The sequence below is a fragment of the Ignavibacteriales bacterium genome (assembly GCA_016709765.1).
Lineage (GTDB): Bacteria > Bacteroidota > Ignavibacteria > Ignavibacteriales > Ignavibacteriaceae > IGN3.
Genome location: JADJMD010000012.1, coordinates 362,480 through 382,590, shown reverse-complemented (window position 1 = coordinate 382,590; position 20,111 = coordinate 362,480). Strand labels below are relative to the sequence as shown.

The following is a 20,111-nucleotide window of genomic DNA, read 5'->3' as shown; positions in this document are numbered from 1 at the left end:
GGTTCACGACTAATCTTATTAATATGAACAAATATATTTACATAATTTTAATTCTTTTATCATCCGCAGTTTCGTTTGCCCAGAATTCAAATCTTACAAGAAAAACTGAATCAAATAAAAACAGCGTGCAAGATGAGTTAATCTTTAAGAACATTGAATCTGGAATTAAAGATGCTGATGTTAAAAGGATTTCTAATTATTTCGGGCAGCAAACTTATTTTAGTTTTTCAAACGGAATAAACGGTTATTACAGTAACAATCAAGCTTTTTATGTTTTGGAAGATTTTTTTAATCTTTATAAGGTAACTGCATTTAAGTTTGATTACATAAAAACAGATAAAAATAATGGACATGCGACTGGTAATTATAGTTATGATAACAGAGGGCAAAGAGGCACGGCAAAGGTTTATATTTCATTAAAAAAAATCGGCACTAATTGGATTATTACTCAATTTACAATTAACTAATGTTTAAAAAGATAACTGAAAAGTTTAAAGGCGATAGAAAATATTTCTCTATCGTCTTTTTTATTTTAATTTTACTTGCTGTTTCCGGTATAATTACTGAATCCTTTTTAAACACGACCAAAGAAAATTGGGATTCAATTTTAACTGATAAAATATCAGAATTACAAAAATCCATAACCGCTGATTTTGATGATAAGCAGAACAACATTGTTGATAAAATAAATTTAATTCGTCAGGATCTTCGAAAATCACTTACACCAGAAAATGAATCTTATAAAGAAATTGTAAGGCTAATTAATGATAAAGAATTTGATAATTATTCGATAGAAATTTTTGCACCAAATGGAAAGTTGATTGCGTGGAATCAGATAATTGCAATTGAACAGGATGAATTATTTCCATTAAGTTTTCCATTGGGTGAAACTTATTTCCTATCTAAAGATCTAGTTAACTACTTATCAATCATTGATACAACACATCTTGAATCGGATATATTTTATATTTCAATTTCAACCTCAATTGAAGAAAAATTTAAACTTAATAATCAATTTTCGAGAAATATCAATTTTACAAGTGAACTTAACTCAAGATTTCAAAATGATATAGAAATTGATTACTCGCCGTATGCTGAAAAATCTAGAGATGGAAGGAAATATTCTTTTGAATTATTAAACACCAAACAAATCAAAATAGGTGTAGTAACTTTTGTTAAGCCGTTGTTAAACGGTACTGTATCCAAAACAAAAGAAACTTCTACAAAAATTCAATCTCTGCTTGTAGTGCTTGCAATTTTATTTGTTGGATTTGGATTGAAAAATGATTTTGGAAAACTCAGTTCACATTTGTTTAGGTTTATTCTTTTAATTATTTATTTAGCCGCACTTAGAGCAATAATTTTTGTTGTGGGTTTTCCATCAAATTTTATTAGCGGCCCATTATCAGATCCATCTTATTTTTCATCTGCATTTGGATGGGGAATTGTAAAATCGCCGATTGAATTTTTTACAACTATTCTGTTTATCGTACTTGTGGCAGTACAAATATTCAGATATACACGAAATTATCTACACTCATCGAAAAAAATTAAATACAAATATGCAGGTTATGTTGGTGCGATAGGATTATCTATAATTATTTTTCTAATCCTAAGAGGCTTAAGCGCTGCAATCAGAAGTATAATTTTTGACTCAACAATAAGGTATTTTAAAGAGCCAAATATTCTTCCGGATTTACCTTCTTTTGCAATGAATTTTAACATGCTACTTCTTGCATTTGCTTCTGTGCTAGCAATAATGGGTGCAATAAATCTGATTTTTAAGTTTATAGATTTTGAAGTAAAATCCTCCAACAAGAGCAAAATATTTATTATCATCACAGTTATTACATTAATATTAGGAACATCATTTTATTTTAGCAAAGATGCATTAATACCTCTTGTTATGCTTCTAGTTTTTGTGCTGCTTTTATTTTTTCTTTTCTATCAGATTACATTTAAGAATAAAAATTCTATCTACAATTATTTATTTATTCTGCTCATTGGATCAATTATATCTATCGCCCTTCTTAATTACTTTAACACAAAGTTGGAAAGAGAATCTCTTAAAACCACAGCTTTTGAGATTAACAGAGCGGATTCAAATCTTCTTTCATTTATGCTGGATGAAACATTACGGGATATTAAAAACAATAACGATATTTTTAGAATATTTGGTGATCGTTATGCAAATTATGATGCACTTGCTTTTAAAATTTGGGCGAACAGTGCAATGCAGCGTGAATCATTAAACTCTGGAATTAGATTTTATGATAAAAATAAAAATATTTTGGGTGAGTATTATGTTGGATTAAATCCCGATAAAAAAGTGTTTGATTATTTAAGTAAACCGAACGAAATAAATATTGTTGAATTAGAAAGCGATAAAGGAAAGTCTGATAAATATTATACAGGTATTATTAAAATAGAAGAAAGGGGAATAACCAAAGGTTACGTTTCTGTATTTGTTAGCTTTGATATTAAATCGATTGGCGCCGCTAGTTTCCCAGATTTTATTGAGTCAAATTTATCTATTCTTAATCGTGTAATTGATGTTAAGCAACTTAAAATATTTCAATTTAATGGTTCAATACTAACTGAAGTTTATGGTGATATTTATCCCTCACGTGATCAAATAAAACAAATCCTGCAAACAAAAGTTGATAGTTTATATAACGAAGCCTGGCTAAAAATTAGATTTGATTCTGAAACTTATGAAACTTATTTACTAAGAATCCCAAATGACCTTTCAATTTTTACCACAACAGTTTCTGTGGAAGAAAAAGCTTTTTCTTGGAATCTATTCAACTTCTTTAAAATATTCATCATCCATTCTTTGTTTATTGTTTTTGCATTTATAATAATCGTGTTAAGTAGACTTGGAAAACTTACTCAAAGTTTTAAATCAAAACTGCTTTTTGCTTTCTTAGTCATTTCGATCATTCCTGTTGTTGTTTTGGCATTGTACAATTCAAAAATTGTAAGTGAGCGCGCAAAAGAAGGAATATTAAATGAACTTAGCCAGAGAGCAAACTATATTGAAAAACATCTGACAAGTCAGATTGATAAAAATAAAAAACGTGATATCGTCGTGGCATCTGAAAATGCTACACAGGAGTTAGGAATATCATTTGCCCTTTATGATTTAACAGACCAAATCTATAATTCAACAGATATCTACAACCGTATTGGATTGTTCGACCGAAAATTAAATCCGCAGGCGTACTATCATTTAAATTATTTGCGATACCAGGAATATGTTGCCGCCGAAAAAGTTGGAGGATATAAGTATGATTCCTATTATAGAATTATTAAGGTAAACAATAAGGATTACATACTTTCTGTTAATGATGCGTTCAACAAAATTAAAATAGTTTTTTCAACAACTGAGATTAATGTAATAATTTTTGGTATTTATTCTTTTGCAGTAATTATTATCATTATAATCAGTACATTTTTTGCGAATCAAATCTCACAACCAATTCAGCAATTAACGGTTGCTACAGATGCTGTTAGTAAAGGTGATCTTAATGTTAAGATTGATCATAGAGAACGAGGAGAAATTAAAGATCTTTTAGATGGATTTAATCAGATGACTTCCGAGTTGAAAAAAAATCAAACAGAACTTGCAGAAATGGAAAGAGAAGCAGCTTGGAAGGAAATGGCGAAGCAAGTCGCTCACGAAATTAAAAATCCTCTCACACCGATGAAGTTGGCACTACAGCAACTAATAATCTCTTATAAAGATAAAAGTAAAGATTTTGACAAATTGTTTGATAAGGTCTCTAATACGGTATTAAATCAGATTGATAATCTAAATCAAATTGCATCGGAGTTTTCCAGATTTGCTAAAATGCCAAGTCTTAAAATTGAAACGATCGATATGCTTGCAGTTTTAAATGATACGGTTAACATGTTCATCCACGAAAAAACATCAATCAAAATTATTACGGAGCTAAACAAAGCATTTATAGATGCTGATTTAAGTCAACTAAGAAGAATGTTCATCAACCTGATTAGAAATGCATTGCAAGCCAACGCAACATTAATAACTATAGAATTGAATTCGGTTGCAACAAATTACATTGCAATTTTAACTGATAACGGCAACGGGATAATAGATTCTGAAAAAGAAAAAATATTTGATGAACATTTTACAACCAAAAAACAAGGAATGGGTCTGGGATTAAGTCTTGCTAAAAGATTTATGACAAGTATTAATGGTGAAATCAAATTAAGATCCAGCGTACCTCAAAAAACAGTTTTTGAAATTATTTTTCCTGCTAAAGATACTTTTAATAAAATTATAAATGAGTAAACTAACTCCACATCAGGAGCTTGCGTTATCCACTAGCGGGCATATGGCTTTAACAGCTAATGCCGGCTCAGGTAAAACATTTGTACTAGCCAGAAAATATCTTGAAGCACTAACCAAAGATCAGTATGAAATTTCAAGTGTAGCTGCTATTACTTTTACTGAAAAAGCAGCAAGTGAGCTCTATCTAAAGGTTTCAATCCTGATTGATGAAAAGATAAATGAAAGCACCAGCTTAAATGAAAAAAAGCAACTTGAAAAAATTAGGCGACAATTAGTTTCAGCAAACATTTCAACTATTCATTCTTTTTGTATAAGTGTTTTACATGAATATCCTGTTGAAGTAGATCTTGACGCACGATTTATTCCCATTGATGAAAAATTATCTGAAGAACTTATAGAACTTTCTGTTGAAGAAATGATTCGAGATTCATTTGAAGATAAACTAGTAAGTGAAGAACTTAAATATTTAATCAGAATCTTTTCATCAAAAATTAAACTGCAGAACCAAATTGTAAAACTGATTAAGAATCGCAAGAATATATTTTTAGTTAAAAGTAGAATTTATAAGTTAGATGAAAAAAGTATTTCGGAATTCTTCTTTACAGAATTCTCTAATAATTTTATCATTATCTGGAATAAACTAAAAAATGATTTTTTTCTAAATATTAGTTTAATCAATTCTACAGTTCAAGAATTAGATCCCAAAAACACAAATGCAGTTGAAGTAATTTCGAAACTTGAAAGATTAAAAACAGAAACTGATCTTACACAAATATTAAAAATACTAAGCGAAATAAAATCATTATGCTTTACAGAAAAATGTACAATCCGTAAACGCGGGTATTTAAAGAATGAGATAGCCGAATCATTAAATCACGAAGTTGTGCTTGCAGAAGATTTAATGAAAACGCTTAACGAGTTTCAACTCCCGGAAAATCATTCAGAAATAGAGCTTGAATTAGCCCGCTTTGGTAAAACGCTTATAACATTTTTTGATTTTGCGTTAAATATTTATGAAGAGAAGAAAAAAAATGAAGGATTTATCGATTATGAAGATATTTTGCTCTACACAAAAAAACTCTTAGAAAACGATAAAGTACAGAAATCAATTTCTGAAAAATATAAGTTTATAATGGTTGATGAATTTCAGGATACGAATGAAATTCAATACCAAATATTTCTACCAATTTTAGATTACCTAAAAGGTGGTAAGCTGTTTATTGTTGGTGATGAGAAACAAAGTATTTACAAATTTAGGGATGCAGAAATTGAGATATTTAATCTTACCCGAAGCGATATTAAAAAATCTGTTGGTAAAAAAAATCTTTTAAGTTTGCCGGATAGTTTTAGAATGACTCCGGCAATTTGCACTTTTTGCAACTATGTTTTTAGAAATTTGTTTAGTAATCCTGATGAAAGTATAGGCGAAGTGCCTGCAACTGATTTAGTTTGTGCCCGTATTGATGATAAAGCCGGACACGTAGAGTTTTTAGTTTCAAGGGAGGCTGATGAAACAACAACGGATTCAGAAGCGGAATTAGTAGCAAAGAAAATATTACTCTTACTCTCAAATAAGAATTATTCATTTAAAGATATTTCGATCCTTGTAAGAAAAAGAAAATACTTTGCTGATCTTGAAAAAGTTTTTATAAAATACGAAATACCTTTTGCGATAGTTGGTGGAAGGGGATTTTATCAAAGACAATCCATTACTGATGTTATTAACTACTTATCCTTTCTTGCGGATGAAAATAATAGCGCTGCTCTTATTGGATTATTGCGATCTCCATTTTTTAATGTTTCTGATTCCAAACTTTTTGAAATATCATTAAACAAAGGCAGGAGTTTTTGGAGAAAAATTAATTTAGTAAAAGATATGGGGGAAATAGTAAATATCTGCAAATTACTGAATGAAAACATTTCGATGAGCAGTTCAGTTAGTCTGCCGGATTTAATTTACAAAATAATTACGGACAGAAATTTCATTTCAATTCTATCATCACGTAATGACAGCGATCAGGAGATTGCGAACCTTAATAAACTAATTAGCATTGCAAGGAACTTTAATGCAGTTGGTTTTAGAAATTTATATGACTTTTTAGCATTTATAAAGGATTCTATTTCTAATTTAGCGGATGAACCGCAAGCAGCTATTACTTCAAACGCAAATGCTGTGCAGATGATGACAATTCATCAATCGAAAGGATTGGAATTTCCGGTAGTGTTTTTGTACAAAACAGATGAAGCCGGAATTTCAAATACAATAAAATCCGGAGATGTTAAAGTTGATAAGAATTTTGGATTACTAACAAAACTTCCTATAAATCAAAATTATTTTGAGGATTATCTTGCCGCTCCAATAGCTTTGATGCATAATTATTTTGAGGAAAAGAAAAACAATGCAGAGCTTAAAAGATTATTGTATGTTGCTGTAACTCGTGCTAAAGATGAACTATATATTACATCCGCTTTTAAAAAGGATGCCGGATTTAAAAAAGATTCTTTCATCAACTTATTAGCAGCCGGATTGAAAAATAAATTTGAGAATGAGAAGATAAATATTACTGATCAATTAGAAATGCTGCTATTAGAAAATGATAAATTTGTAAATAGAAAAGAGCAAATAAAAGTTAAAATTCCGATTACGACTAACATTGAAATAGAAAATATTAAAATTGAAAAAGAGACTAAGAAATTTGATAAATCTGAGTTAAATATAACTTCACTGTATTCACAAGAAAAAGGAGAAATAATATCAGCATCTAAAGTTTCTATATATAGCCAATGTCCATTAAAATATCTGCTTACCTATGATTACGGTTTTGGTAAGTTAAATTCTGATTATATGAATTTTAAGTTTGCAGATAAACAGAAAAATCAAAAATACTTTACAAATGATGACACAGAAAATGAATTTGAAAGTGATGATGAAAGATTTGAATCAGTTGAAAGTGAAATTAAAGATTATGATACTGCTTTATACGGAAGACTTTTTCATAAAGCGATGGAAAAATCTATCAATCCAAAAGAAATAACTGAATTTATAGATGAAGAATTTATATCTAATAAAATAATTGAAAAATTATCTGAGACGTTAATCGAGAGATTGGAGAGTGATTTAACATCTTTTCAAAAATCCAAAATATTTTCGTTGATTACGGGATCGAATAATTATAAGAATGAATTTGAAATTTATGCAGCAGATCAGGACTATTTTCTGCACGGTGTAATTGATAAAATAATCTTTACTGATAATAAAGTATTGATTTTGGACTATAAAACCGATGATATCAAAAGGAATGAAATCAAAAAACACTCAGAATATTATTTAATGCAATTGAAATTTTATTTATATATTGCAAGCAAGTTATTTACTAAGTTTGACACTTTTGAGGGCAGTTTGGTTTTTATAAAACATCCCGACGAGCTTGTTACCATTAACTATGATAAACAGGAAATGCAGCAGCTTGAAAATGAGATTTCAAACATTGTCAAATCAATTAGAAATAAGAATTCTGAAAAGAACTTGAAACACTGTAAGGTTTGTTCGTTTTCAGGATTATCGAATAAATGTATTATCTATTAAGGGGAACAAAAAAGATAAATTATGAAAAAGCAAATAACACAAATAAGAGACATCGCTGAAATTGAAAAGCAAATAGTACAAGCATCATCAGGTATTCTTTGCATACAGCTTGCAAATGAAAAGCTAATGCAGATGGCCTGTAATTTTGTTTACCTTGATAAAAATATTTATACATATTTAGACAGCAGTGATGAAAATACTGAACTCGTAAAATATGGATCAGCGGGTACTTTTTCTGTTTCATCCAGCGATAAGTTATCAGACAAATCAAAAGAGTTTACCTACAGATTATCTTCCATTACCATAAATGGTGAGATAAAAGATGTTGATGATAGTAAACTCAAGGATCAGATAGCTGAATTGTATCGTCTTAAATACTCACCGGCTTTCAAAGTCGATGAATATGAAGTACTAGAAAATCTTAGGCCTGTAATTTTGGATACGAACGAAATCAAAGCACTGATCGAAGAAGGAATTTAACCTCATTTTCTAATTTATTCTTCTACCAACACGGAGAATTGCCTTGCTAAATTATGTTTGGATCTCACTAATCTTCCTTGGACTTGCATCTGCACTTTTCATTGATATTTCCGACATCACACAAAATACGTACAATAATGATGTTCCATTAATAGTTACAGTTAAAACTTCAACGCCCAAAGCGGGCGGGGGATTTGATTGTGCGGTAGAAGTATCAAAGACAAGTTACAATAAATTTTTTTCTGCAAATGAATCCGAAAATATTGTTGTAAAAGGTGTTGGCTCTTTTTCGGATGATAAAAAAGCAATACAGCTGTATCTTAAAACAGATACTTACTCGCCTGAATTTATTAAAAGAATTGCAAAAGCATCCGGTAAAGATGATGATATTTTGGCTCAGGCAAAGATTGATTCAAAGCAGGATAGTGTTACATATTTATCAAAAGTTTATTTTGAAAAAATTAGTTTCCTTTCGATGAAACGCGTAACTAATGATGCGATTGGCATTGCAGGAACTGCAGTTGAAATAGCACTTGGCTTAATTGGAATTATGGCAATGTGGCTCGGTGTTATGAAAGTTGCTGAGCAAGCCGGACTTATAAAAATTATTGCAAACTGGTTAACACCTATCACTAAAAGATTATTCCCGGAAGTTCCGCCAGATCACCCGGCTGTTGGCGCGATGGTTATGAATATTTCTGCAAATATGCTTGGGCTTGGCAATGCCGCAACTCCGTTCGGATTAAAAGCGATGGAAGAATTAGATAGCTTAAATCCAAACAAAGGCACTGCAACAAATTCAATGGTTACATTTTTAGCAATTAACACTGCTGGAATGACAATTATTCCTGCAACGGCAATTGCAATTCGTGCTGCTGCCGGCAGTGCTGATCCAACTATAATAATTGCCACATCTTTATTTGGATCCACATGTGCAACTATAGTTGGTTTATCTGTAGCAAAATTATTTGAAAGATTTCCCATCGAAAAAAATGGATTTGGAAGCTGGTTTAAAAGTAATCTTAAATTCTTAATTACGGTTTTATCCTTAATTACAATTTTGATTTTGACATTTACAACCGGTTTATCATCTGCAATTGGTTCCGCATTTAATTTTTTACCGCCGACATTCTTCAAAGATTTAGTACAGATTATCTCAACTATTGCAATCCCATTTTTCATTTTTGTTTTTGTTGGGTATGGTGTAATTAAAAAAGTAAAAGTATATGAGCAATTTGTAGAAGGTGCTAAAGAAGGATTTAATATTGCGATAAGAATTATTCCGTATTTAGTTGCAATGCTTGTTGCGATTGCAATATTTAGAGCAGGCGGAGCGATGGATAATTGGTTAATTCCAATTTTACGGATTGTAACAGATCCACTTGGAATGCCTGCAGAAGCGCTTCCAATGGCGCTGATGCGTCCACTTTCCGGCAGCGGTTCATTAGGTGTGATGGCTGATATTATCGCTGTACACGGTCCTGATTCGTTTATCGGGATTTTAGTTTCAACATTTTTTGGTAGCTCTGAAACCACATTTTATGTTTTAGCAGTTTACTTTGGCGCTGTAAATATTAAAAACACACGCCATGCTTTAGCCGCAGGATTGGCAGCAGATGTTGCAGGAATGCTTGGTGCTCTATTTATTGTTAAGCTTCTGTTTGGGTGATTTATGTGCAGCTACAATCAAATGTGCATTTTTTAAAATAAGTATTCAGTGCAGGATAAGTAATAGCTGGTGTTCATTTAAAAGACCCAAATCCTGCATAAATTTGAAGCAAGGGCATTTCTTTATTTTTAATCTTTAATACAATAAATTGTTTGTGAGCGAATGATAGGGAGCAATCTGGTTCGTAAACTTCTTTTTTTAAAACAATTGATAAAAAATGATTTTTTATCACACTAAACAAAAATATTTTATAATAAATAAAACGACAAAAATTGTATTCTAAGAAGTTGAGGAACAAGGCTCCTATTATTTCTCAATGATGAAATAGTATCTATAAATGTTATTAAAAGTAATAAAGATCCTTAATCCGATTATTTATTATTCTGGGAAATAGTTTCAAGTTTTTAACTTTTAATAGTTGGCATTATTTTAGATGATGTAAACAAATTGAATATATGTTATGCCTTAAGGCTTTTACAGTTGGCTTTTTTTATTAATCTAGCTGGGGATTTTATGCATTATGAAATGGTATCACTTAAATTTTTCTAATTCCGATCTTGTGGCTAACAAAGATGAAAAATTTGTTAATCAATTTGTTAAGCTTCTCCATACTTCCCACCATCCAAACAACTTAGCATTGTATAGTCTTAAGTTTCAAACGGATGCAGGGCTTGTATATTACACATCCGCACCGGATGACCTTGCGTATAAGTTAAAGGAGCTTTTAGCACATTACAATTCACACGAAGTATCAAGACCAAATCTAAAAGTACTAACAATTCAATTAGGGAAGAGCGGGATATTAGAAGAAACGAAATTATCCAATTAGTATTAATAATTATTATTAAATATTTGTAACAATTAATAAAATATATCAACAGGGAGAGAATAATTGAAAACTATTAAGACAATGTATGAAGAAAGATTTATATGTCACGATGACTTTAAACGAGAAGTAGTTAGAGATTTAGTAGTGCATAAATTGAATTTTACAAGGGCTACATTTAAAGAAGCGCAGCAGTTCAGGGATATTGTAATAGAAGATATTTCATCGAAAAATCTAAAAATAATAATTGATTTAAGTGAATGTGATTATATAGACTCAACATTTTTAGGTGCGTTGGTAATAGTCCTAAAAAAGATAGCTGAAGTGGGCGGAGAGATTAAGTACGTAAAACCTACAGCTAGTGCATTAGCTTTGATAAAATTAACCGGACTTTACAGTGTCTTTAATCTGTATCATAGTGCACAGGATGCAATTGATAGTTTTGAATATCCAACAATAGAGAGTCTTTAGATAAGCAAAAAAATAATTTTAGTTTAGAGACAGATGAAAATATATTATCATAAAAAGGCCCGCAGCTTCGGTTGCAGGGTTACTTATTTTAAAGTGGAAGGCTAGGGAGGGGATAACAATACCCACAATAGAGGAAGCATCTGCTGGTAGCAAATAGATTAACAGGTTTCCTTTTGTAGGCTTGTCTTAAAAATTTTATTAAACCTTAATCGCAAATTAGCTTCAGGAGCCAATTAACAACCAAAAGTAGGGTGAGAATTATTTCAGCCCACAAAATAATAACTTTACCAAACATCACCTCCGCCATCTTGGGGGATAGACCATTCTATATGGGAACCATATAGTATCATTTGGTTTTTTAATCTTATACTCATCAATTGTTCTTCTTACTTCATCTAAATGTTTACTGTCCTTCAAATAGATATGTAATACTCTTGATTTTTGCCTTGTCCCTTCTTGAAAAACATAAGTCTTTAATTCAGTACCAGCATCATAAGATTTTTTTTCTATTACTTCCTAAACTCCGATGAGTTCAATATTATCTATATTATTTCTGTCTGTGATTTTTTCATTTAGCTTGAATGTTTCGCTCCCACCTTTAGATAATTCATCATAGGATTTATTTATTAAAACTTCCTTAATAAAATATAGAACTACATCGCCCTTAACATCTTTTATAGGTGGAAAAATTATGAATGCAATCCAAGATAATAGCATATATAAGCTGAATAGAAAGATTATCAGGGCGATTGAAAATTCTAAAAAATTTAGCCGTGAAATAGTGCATTGTAAAATTTGACTTATCAAAGGAAAAACTTCTGAAGTCCGAGTTATATTTACTACTTGATTTAACATAATAGTGTTTCAAAGAATTTATTATACTCTAATAATAATATAGCAAGAAAACTAAGTTGTCATAAAATTGTCAAAGAATGATAAAAATTAGCAACTAATAAAAACCCCATACCAACTTTAATTGATAGGGGCTTTATAAAAAGATTAAAGATTGTTTTTACTTCAGCAAAATCATTTTCTTTGATTCAACAAAATCACCACTAATTATTTGATAAAAATAATTTTCATCTGTCACCATTTTGCCAGGGGTTTGCTTTCAATCTTACTAAACTTAACTAAGAAATAATTTTATTTACTTGTCTTTAGTTTTTCCAATTTCCCTTTGGTTTCAGGATTGTCTCTTAATGTTAGGGCTTTCTCAAGATATTCAATTGCTTTTTCTTTATTACTAACTGCAGAATAGTAATCACCCAATTCAATTCCATCAATAGAAGTAAATTAAATCAAACTGCAAGTGGAATTCCCTACAACAAAGTTTTAGCTCCAATTACTTCACTTCTAAAATCCTGAATCCACTGATTGTGCATAAATAAAGCTTCCGATTTATCTGTTAATGCTAACTTGGCAGGATTATAAAACAATCCCGTAAGATCGTTTGAAAGCACTGTTCCGGCATCGCACATTGCGATGTTGCGTGCACCAAATCCATATTTAAGAAATGATAATCCTGTATTTCCAGCCGATTGTGAAAAAACTACTGTGCTGGAGATGATAATTATTAAAAATATTTTTTTTCATTGTATAAATTAATTATTGTTCGATGGTGACATTGGTTAGTTGTTGTTTTAAAAGTTAATATTCAAACTAATAATATGTCTATCGCTTGGAGAATATTGTTCAATCATAAAAGCATAATCAACTCCTATAATATAATCACCAAAAGATGTTGCATAGGAAAATCCGAGAGATGGTTTCAATCCTGCATCTGTGTTACTTACATTAAATTGATCAATTCCGCCGCGTAAAAACAAATTTTCAAAAATATTGTACTCTGCACCAAACCTGAGAATATTTGTACCGGCATTACTGTTTTCAAACTCAATAGCTGTAAGCAGTTTTATTTCTGGATTATAATAACTTATACCAACTTTTTTAAGTAATGGAAATTTATCGGTAGTAGTTAATCCCTTTTTTTCGTAGATAGGAGCTGAATCCCAATCATATTTACTGTTAATATCAGATAGCATAAGCGATACATTCCAGTTATCGTTAACCTTATAAAGTGCACCAATATCCAAACCCAAAGCACTTGAGGTAATCTCTTCATACAATTTATAGTAGTAAAATTTTACGGCTATACCAAGAGATAGTTTTTTTGAAAAACGATTTGAAAAACTTAAGAAAACTTGATTTTCAGATGTAGAAAGTTCTCCTGTCTGTAATCCATTATTATCACGTCCATCAATTCCACTTACACCAGAATTAATTATTCCGAAACTGATTCCGGCAGTGCTGGCTGGTTTTCTATCTGCAGAGGTATCTTTGGAAGAGTAAAAATCAAACTTGCGTGTAAAGCTTAAAAAGTTTAACGATCTATCGAGTGATAATATTGAATATCCAATTTGAGCTGAATTATTTTCCTGAAATGGTGACAGCGCAGGGTTGTAATATGAAACGAGATTTCCAGATGTAACCGCTGACATTGCATTACCCATCCCAATACCTCTTGCACCAAATCCCATCCTGCTAAATGCGCCTGCTTTAGAATTGATATCTGTAAATTTAGGCTGAGTGAAACTATTTACTGAAAGTAAAATAATTACAACGATTATAAGTTTAACAGCATTTCTCATTGCAGCACCAAAATCTTTCCGTAAACACCATCATTATCTCCGATATCAACCCGATAAAAGTAAACACCGTTAGGTACATAATTTCCGTTCTCATCTTTACCATCCCAGAAATCTGGAGGACCATCAACACCTCTATTACGCGGAGCATTTTGAACAACAGTTCTGACATAGTTAAAACCAAAATCGAATACGCGAATTGTAACATTTAAATCATTTCCATCAGTGCTATATTTTATTTTAAGCATCTCCTGTCGGGGATTAAATGGATTTGGATAACAATAAGTTTCATTAATGGATGCGATTGACTGAGACGCAAAAAATATTTTCCAGGTTCCTTGCCACATTGATCCAGATATTTCATCTAATCTAGCTAAACCATCGACTGACCCTAACCATATATAACTACTATTTGATCCAGCAGAATAAAACTGATTCGTTGGTAAACTAATCTTCGTATTTACATCTGCATTTTCATCAACAATAGCAGTTGGTAAATACCAAGTATTTCCATTATCAGAGGTTCGAAACATTCCATTATCAGTTGCAACCATAGCCTCATTATTATTAAAACCAAAATTATGTGCTTCTTCCCCTCTTAGAAATGTTGTCCAGGAAAAGCCTCCATCAGTGGTTGAACTTACACCATAAAATTCTGATTCACCATTTGCTTTCCAGGTAGATGCCCAGAGTGTATTCGTGATTTGATTAAATGCTAATGAAGTTATAAAATTTCCACTAATTGGTAATTGTTGATTTTGTGCATTAAATTTTTTCCAGCTTATTCCACCATCAGTTGATTTATTAATTCCATTGGCAGTTCCAACATATAATGTACTATCGTTTGTAGAGATTACAGAAAAAGCTCTGTGATTATAATTTCCTTCTGAACACAAATTTCCTTCAACCGGTGATAAGCAAAAACTTAAGGTATCATTTGGTGAAATTGAGTTTAAATAATCAGGTGGTAAAATTACTCTTTTCCAGGTTTGTCCGTTATCTGTGCTTTTCCTTAGTCCGCCAGCATAAGTCGTAATCCAGATTGTGTTTGGAGTAAATGCAATATCATAAACTAAGTTTTGAATCGTTACCGTAACAGGCAATGCTCTAATTTGATTAATACCATATTGTTCAACTGTATCTGTCTCAGCATCTAAAGGCTGTGGTATACTTGTCCAGCTTGCGCCGTTATTAGTTGTATATTTTAATCCGGTTCCTGCTGGAAGCGACTGCCCGCCCGTAACTTCTGTGGATTTAGCGCCGGCGCACCACAAAACTCTGTTGTTGAAGTCATATGCAAGTGCGGAATTATTATCAGTTCCAAAATCAGTTTGTCCGTAAAAATTTGTCCAGTTTGTTCCGCCATCAACAGATAAACTTACACCACGACTTGTGCCGAGCCAAACTGTATCGCCAATTGTAATAATATCTGTGATTGAATTGCTTAATGGATTTTGCGAAACGATTTTGTCTAATGATTTTTCATCTGTCTGCATCCAATATGTTTCAGGTGAAAGCTGAGCAGAAATCCTGCTTGAGGCTAAAATAATTGTAAGAGTAAGAATTAAATATTTTGTCATTGTATAAGTAAAGAATGATTAATGATGTTGCTTAGTTTTCCACCATGATCTTTCGCCTGGAATTCCAATCTATATGTGCCTTTTGCATTTGATGAGGTTATTTGAATTATAAGAGAATAAATTCCATCCCCGGAAGTCTGATCTCCATGTGATGCCAATCCATCATCAAACAGAACATTTTGAGCACCGCTTGTTGTTCCATTTGGTCTATATACTACAAAATATACTTTATCAATATCGGATAATCCATTCTCATCGAACACATTTATTGAAGTGAGGATTATAGTGGTGTCAGTTACAATTGCTGTGTCTGGGTCAACAATATCATCAGAAATTATCGGTGCGATATTGGTTTGTCCATTATCAAACTTAAATGTTCCTAATGCAACTTGATTTGTTGAGTTTGATTTATCAGTTACAAAATATTTGATGTTATAAATTCCGTTTGGGTAAGATTCGCTGAGCGGAAGTTTATTTGCAAAAGATCCATCGTTTGCAACATCATCTCCGTTTGCAATTTTACCATTATCTAAAAGTGAGAAAGGTGAAGTATTAAGTTTGGAATTATCTGAAGCATATACATCACAATAAACACTTTGAATAGTAGAGGCAGAATTGAATACAATTCTTATTGTAATTAAGGAATCCACCTGATCATATTGAATAGAATCTGATGGGGAGACAAGTTTCACTTGGTAATCAGGGATGTAATTTTCAATCACTGTATCATAGTCTTTTTCACACCTAATAAAGATGAAAACAAGTATGAGACTAATTGCGATAATTTTAAAGTTTTTAATTTTCATATAACTCTTAATAACTAAACTTCAACGAAGTAAAAATAAAACCATTTCAGCCAATTACATTAAGTATAGGCGGTGATGGTGAAAACGATATCACAAAAATTAAGAAACTTACATATCCTGAGAACATTTTTTTTCGATCCAAAGGCAAAATATCTGTTACAGGTGGATGTTTTAACTTTACCACAAAATATAAAATGAATGCCCAAAATAATCAGCCGCTCCAGCCAACTTCGAATTTCGTGATATTATTCGACAGTAAAATAAATTGATGGAATTTCATAGTTGTCACAAAATTGTCAAAAATTATTTTATTGCTAGCAAGTAATCTCTACTAACTTCAATTAGCAGGGGAGAAACAAAAAGTTACTTAAGCAAAACCACCTGCTCAATTTTTATGTTCAAGTTTGTATTTGCTATAAGCATTAGCCATTTCGTTAGCTGCCTTATCGAATGGTATATGTCCGACACCAGTTCCAAGACCAGGACAATAAACCTTCTTAATTTTATCAGAATTTTGATGGGTTATTTTTAATATTGCACTCATTGCAAAATAAGCATTAGATGCGGGTACTACTTCAGGCATTCTCATTGTTGGAGAAACAATAAGAAATGGAATCTTAGGATGATTAGTCTCTACAATTATACTTGAACCGACTGGTAACATTGCATCAGTAAGTTGATCAATTGTATTTTTCACTTTTCTCTCTAAATCCCATCCAAAATAATTTGAATAGACTAAATCAATTCCACCATCCATATGGCCGAAACTATTTGCAGGGGAGACAAAAGCAAATTCAGCGACATCTAAAATATTACCATAATGTACTTTTACTTCAGGAAAATTGGAAAAAGCATTTTCCAATTCTTTTACAAGACTATAATTATTATCGACTAAATATAATTCCATTATCAGAGCAAATTTATTCTATCTATCCTTCTATTTTTTTGATATTCGTTTAAGTGAAAATTTTGCCAACTCTAGACTGCCTTTACTTACATCTGGAGAAAAAATAAGTTCTCCTAAAAGTTGTATAGCTTGATCTTTCTTTCCCTGCATATCTAATATAGAAGCCTTATTTAAAATTAACATTCCTTTTGTCTCTGGATCTGGATTCTTTGAAAGACCCTGTTCAATTGCGTAAAGTCTCTCAGACGAATCTTCAAGAAGGTGTGCTAGTTCCTTCCAGGCAGGCGCATAGTCTGGTACCCTCTCTACTATTATTCTTGCTATTTTTATTTTTTCGTCCCTTGATTCTGCCCATTCAATGTTTAAATAGTATAAATATAATCCTTTAGGAAAAATTCCTGAACGCTCACCTTCTAATGAGTATAAAGCTGCTTTTACAGTCCAAAATCCTTTTGGTTTTAACTGATTAGTTTTTTGATAATATAAATAGGCGTTATCAAAATCCTCCATTAGCAAATAGGTGTATGCTAAATCATATATTGGATATGCCCATTCGGGTTCAATCCTTATAGCCTCATTAAGTTTTAGAATTGCACGCTCATATTTGCCAGCAGCTCCAAGTTCTCTGCCTTCTTGATGCAGTTGATTTGCTCTGAGGTCGATAGGTCTATCACCCAAAATCTCATATCGCACTTCTCCAGTCACATTTTCAAGATCTGCTGTGCTGATTGTATTTCCGTTTTTATCTTTAAAAATAATATTATTCATAGTGTTTGATTTATTTGAATCTGTTTGACAGGATAGTGCTGTTAAGAAAACTAAAAAGTATGAGACTCGTAATAATTTCATTTATATGTTTTGATTGATTTTTCTTAAATCTAATATCTAATGACCAGCTGTTAAAACATAATAATAATTGATATTCAAAAATAAGGAAAGAGATAGCCAATAAATTATTGTTAACTGTCAATTAATATTCTAAAAATGAAGTTGAACATTCATAAAATAAAATCTAATTTTTGACTGCATTGATGTAAACATTATGCTAAACTATTCTTAATACTTCTTATTAACGACAGCGCGAACTTTCATTATGGCTGGGTTCTGGATCTCATAGTATTGTTACATTAATTATTTGAGGATCTTATGGGTGCTCATCATTATAAGCTTGAAGTGGTACCACGAAGATTTATAGAACAGTTTTCAAACCCTATCCCGATGGAAATTGTTTATGAAGGGCTGCAACCTTGGCTAGATGAAAAACCTGATGAAAAACTTCTTGACTCTTTAAGAATATTACTACCCAATGATAAGTCTTGGGGTGTTGAAGAATATGTATCGGCTAATGATTGGGGTTCTGATATACGTATATGGAAAGAGGACGAAATAATTGAGAATATTGTGTTCAGATATTCTGAAATAGATGATTGGAATCTTATGATTTCATTTTTAAATATTGTAAAGGAATTAGATTATGTAGTTATTCACGGGGGTTACGTAATTGAACCAGATGAGAAAGAAATTAGAAATGACTTTAGAAATTCAGCAGCTGGCCAATTTAAAAACGACCCAGAATCAGCTATTATACGAGCAGCAAAAGGAGCGAAAGAGTTTTTTACATATTGGGAGAAGGGAAAATATAATGATCAATTTAGAGAATCTGGTTCGAAATATAATAAGGAAGAGACGGTAGCGTTTTTAGCTCTTAATAAAGGAGAAGAGATAGATTGGCAATATAGTATTGGTTTTGACTGCGCATATGATATCCTCTATATACCAGAAACTATTTTTGAGGAAATTTTAAAAAAGGCAAAAAAGCTTAACCTTAATAATTTTAAAAATTTCAAATTATATAATGATAAAAGATTTTCTGGAGATATTTTATTTACACTATTATCTGAAATTGGTAAAATAAAAGATTCCGTTGAGGATCAAGATGTTATAAAAGCTATAGAATTGATAGTTGAGAAAATTGAGAAATGTATTTCTTCAACTGAATTAGAATTAGCATTTGTAGGCTATTGAAGTGAACGAAATATTTTACGACCATAAAATATCTAAGTTGAACGATGATTTAGAATGCACATATGAAAATATGTATGAAGAATACATATACGGGAATATCTATGAGCATAGAGTTTACAGTGACTGGTCCACAATTGTTGCAGCACCAAATAAAAATCAGATACAATTTATTTTGGACATTGCAAAAGAGTGGCCAGGTCCATTCTTAATTTTATATGTACTTATTGCATCGAGATGTGGACGTGAGGAGGGACGATACCAGTCAGCTAATACAATGAGTTACGAAGAGCTAGAATCATTTTTAGATAATCATAAAGAGTATTTTGAAAGAGATGGCCGTCACCATTTGTGGGTAATTGATATAACACATAATAATAGAATCATATACGACAATCACAATATAATTTATATTTATGGAGATGATAAAAAAATAATCAAATATTGTGAACACAAAGGATTGGCAAAAAATGAAATTTTAATTCCTGCACCACATACCCATAATTTCAATGAACAATATGATAAAGAAGAAAACAATGTTTTTAATAATTATGAGTGGATACAATTTCCATTAGAAGAAGACGATGATCCATAAAGTAATTAATATTTTTCAATAATCGCTATCCATATTTCCAAGCTAAAGGAGAATGTTATCCTAATTATTTATAAATTATAACCGCATTGATGTTTATATTATGCTATTCTATATACTCCTTATTAACTCCAGTGGGGGATTTCAATTATGGTTAAGTGCGGGATCTTTTTAGTTCACAATTGTAGATAACAATTTCACTTTGAAGC

At 31.3% G+C, this 20,111-nt stretch carries 16 protein-coding genes; 9 read left to right on the top strand and 7 right to left on the bottom strand.

Features of this window, described 5'->3' with window-relative positions:
• Positions 1-23: 23 nt before the first annotated feature.
• The 7 genes from IPJ23_07540 to IPJ23_07510 all read left to right on the top strand — a co-directional run bounded on the left by IPJ23_07540 (position 24) and on the right by IPJ23_07510 (position 11,350).
• Positions 24-467, top strand: a complete 444-nt coding sequence (locus IPJ23_07540; GenBank protein MBK7630538.1) for a DUF4783 domain-containing protein — start codon at positions 24-26, stop codon at positions 465-467.
• The gene (locus IPJ23_07535; GenBank protein ID MBK7630537.1) at positions 467-4,318 is read left to right on the top strand and encodes a HAMP domain-containing protein; all 3,852 of its coding nucleotides are present in this window, start codon (positions 467-469) and stop codon (positions 4,316-4,318) included. The genes IPJ23_07540 and IPJ23_07535 overlap by 1 nt, the downstream gene beginning before the upstream one ends.
• On the top strand, positions 4,311-7,904 hold the full coding sequence (locus tag IPJ23_07530) for a UvrD-helicase domain-containing protein (GenBank protein ID MBK7630536.1): 3,594 nt from the start codon (positions 4,311-4,313) through the stop codon (positions 7,902-7,904). The genes IPJ23_07535 and IPJ23_07530 overlap by 8 nt, the downstream gene beginning before the upstream one ends.
• Before the next feature lie 21 nt (positions 7,905-7,925).
• The gene (locus tag IPJ23_07525) at positions 7,926-8,384 is read left to right on the top strand and encodes a hypothetical protein (GenBank protein MBK7630535.1); all 459 of its coding nucleotides are present in this window, start codon (positions 7,926-7,928) and stop codon (positions 8,382-8,384) included.
• 475 nt (positions 8,385-8,859) lie between these two features.
• Positions 8,860-10,053 carry a spore maturation protein gene (locus IPJ23_07520; protein MBK7630534.1) on the top strand — a complete coding sequence of 398 codons (1,194 nt, stop codon included), beginning with the start codon at positions 8,860-8,862 and terminating at the stop codon, positions 10,051-10,053.
• 520 nt (positions 10,054-10,573) lie between these two features.
• Entirely contained in the window at positions 10,574-10,882 is a 309-nt protein-coding gene (locus IPJ23_07515; GenBank protein MBK7630533.1) for a hypothetical protein, read from the top strand.
• Between the two features lie 63 nt (positions 10,883-10,945).
• Positions 10,946-11,350 carry an STAS domain-containing protein gene (locus tag IPJ23_07510; GenBank protein MBK7630532.1) on the top strand — a complete coding sequence of 135 codons (405 nt, stop codon included), beginning with the start codon at positions 10,946-10,948 and terminating at the stop codon, positions 11,348-11,350.
• A 516-nt stretch (positions 11,351-11,866) separates the two neighbouring features.
• On the opposite strand, the gene IPJ23_07505 is transcribed toward IPJ23_07510, so the two are convergent.
• The 7 genes from IPJ23_07505 to IPJ23_07475 form a co-directional block, all read right to left on the bottom strand.
• Complete coding sequence (locus IPJ23_07505) at positions 11,867-12,067, bottom strand: hypothetical protein (protein ID MBK7630531.1); 201 nt, start codon at positions 12,065-12,067, stop codon at positions 11,867-11,869.
• Between the two features lie 602 nt (positions 12,068-12,669).
• Positions 12,670-12,828: a hypothetical protein gene (locus tag IPJ23_07500; GenBank protein ID MBK7630530.1), complete on the bottom strand. Its 159-nt coding sequence runs from the start codon at positions 12,826-12,828 to the stop codon at positions 12,670-12,672.
• Positions 12,829-12,990: 162 nt separating this feature from the next.
• Complete coding sequence (locus tag IPJ23_07495) at positions 12,991-13,998, bottom strand: hypothetical protein (GenBank protein ID MBK7630529.1); 1,008 nt, start codon at positions 13,996-13,998, stop codon at positions 12,991-12,993.
• Positions 13,995-15,575 carry a hypothetical protein gene (locus IPJ23_07490; protein MBK7630528.1) on the bottom strand — a complete coding sequence of 527 codons (1,581 nt, stop codon included), beginning with the start codon at positions 15,573-15,575 and terminating at the stop codon, positions 13,995-13,997. The genes IPJ23_07495 and IPJ23_07490 overlap by 4 nt, the downstream gene beginning before the upstream one ends.
• Positions 15,572-16,381, bottom strand: coding sequence for a hypothetical protein (locus IPJ23_07485; protein ID MBK7630527.1), 810 nt, complete (start codon positions 16,379-16,381; stop codon positions 15,572-15,574). The genes IPJ23_07490 and IPJ23_07485 overlap by 4 nt, the downstream gene beginning before the upstream one ends.
• Positions 16,382-16,766: 385 nt before the next feature.
• The gene (locus IPJ23_07480; GenBank protein MBK7630526.1) at positions 16,767-17,288 is read right to left on the bottom strand and encodes a macro domain-containing protein; all 522 of its coding nucleotides are present in this window, start codon (positions 17,286-17,288) and stop codon (positions 16,767-16,769) included.
• 30 nt (positions 17,289-17,318) lie between these two features.
• The gene (locus IPJ23_07475) at positions 17,319-17,966 is read right to left on the bottom strand and encodes a hypothetical protein (protein ID MBK7630525.1); all 648 of its coding nucleotides are present in this window, start codon (positions 17,964-17,966) and stop codon (positions 17,319-17,321) included.
• Between the two features lie 468 nt (positions 17,967-18,434).
• Here IPJ23_07475 and IPJ23_07470 point away from each other — a divergent pair, with 468 nt between their 5' ends.
• Positions 18,435-19,313 carry a hypothetical protein gene (locus tag IPJ23_07470; GenBank protein MBK7630524.1) on the top strand — a complete coding sequence of 293 codons (879 nt, stop codon included), beginning with the start codon at positions 18,435-18,437 and terminating at the stop codon, positions 19,311-19,313.
• 1 nt (position 19,314) lies between these two features.
• The gene (locus tag IPJ23_07465) at positions 19,315-19,905 is read left to right on the top strand and encodes a hypothetical protein (protein MBK7630523.1); all 591 of its coding nucleotides are present in this window, start codon (positions 19,315-19,317) and stop codon (positions 19,903-19,905) included.
• The last annotated feature ends 206 nt before the right edge of the window (positions 19,906-20,111 follow it).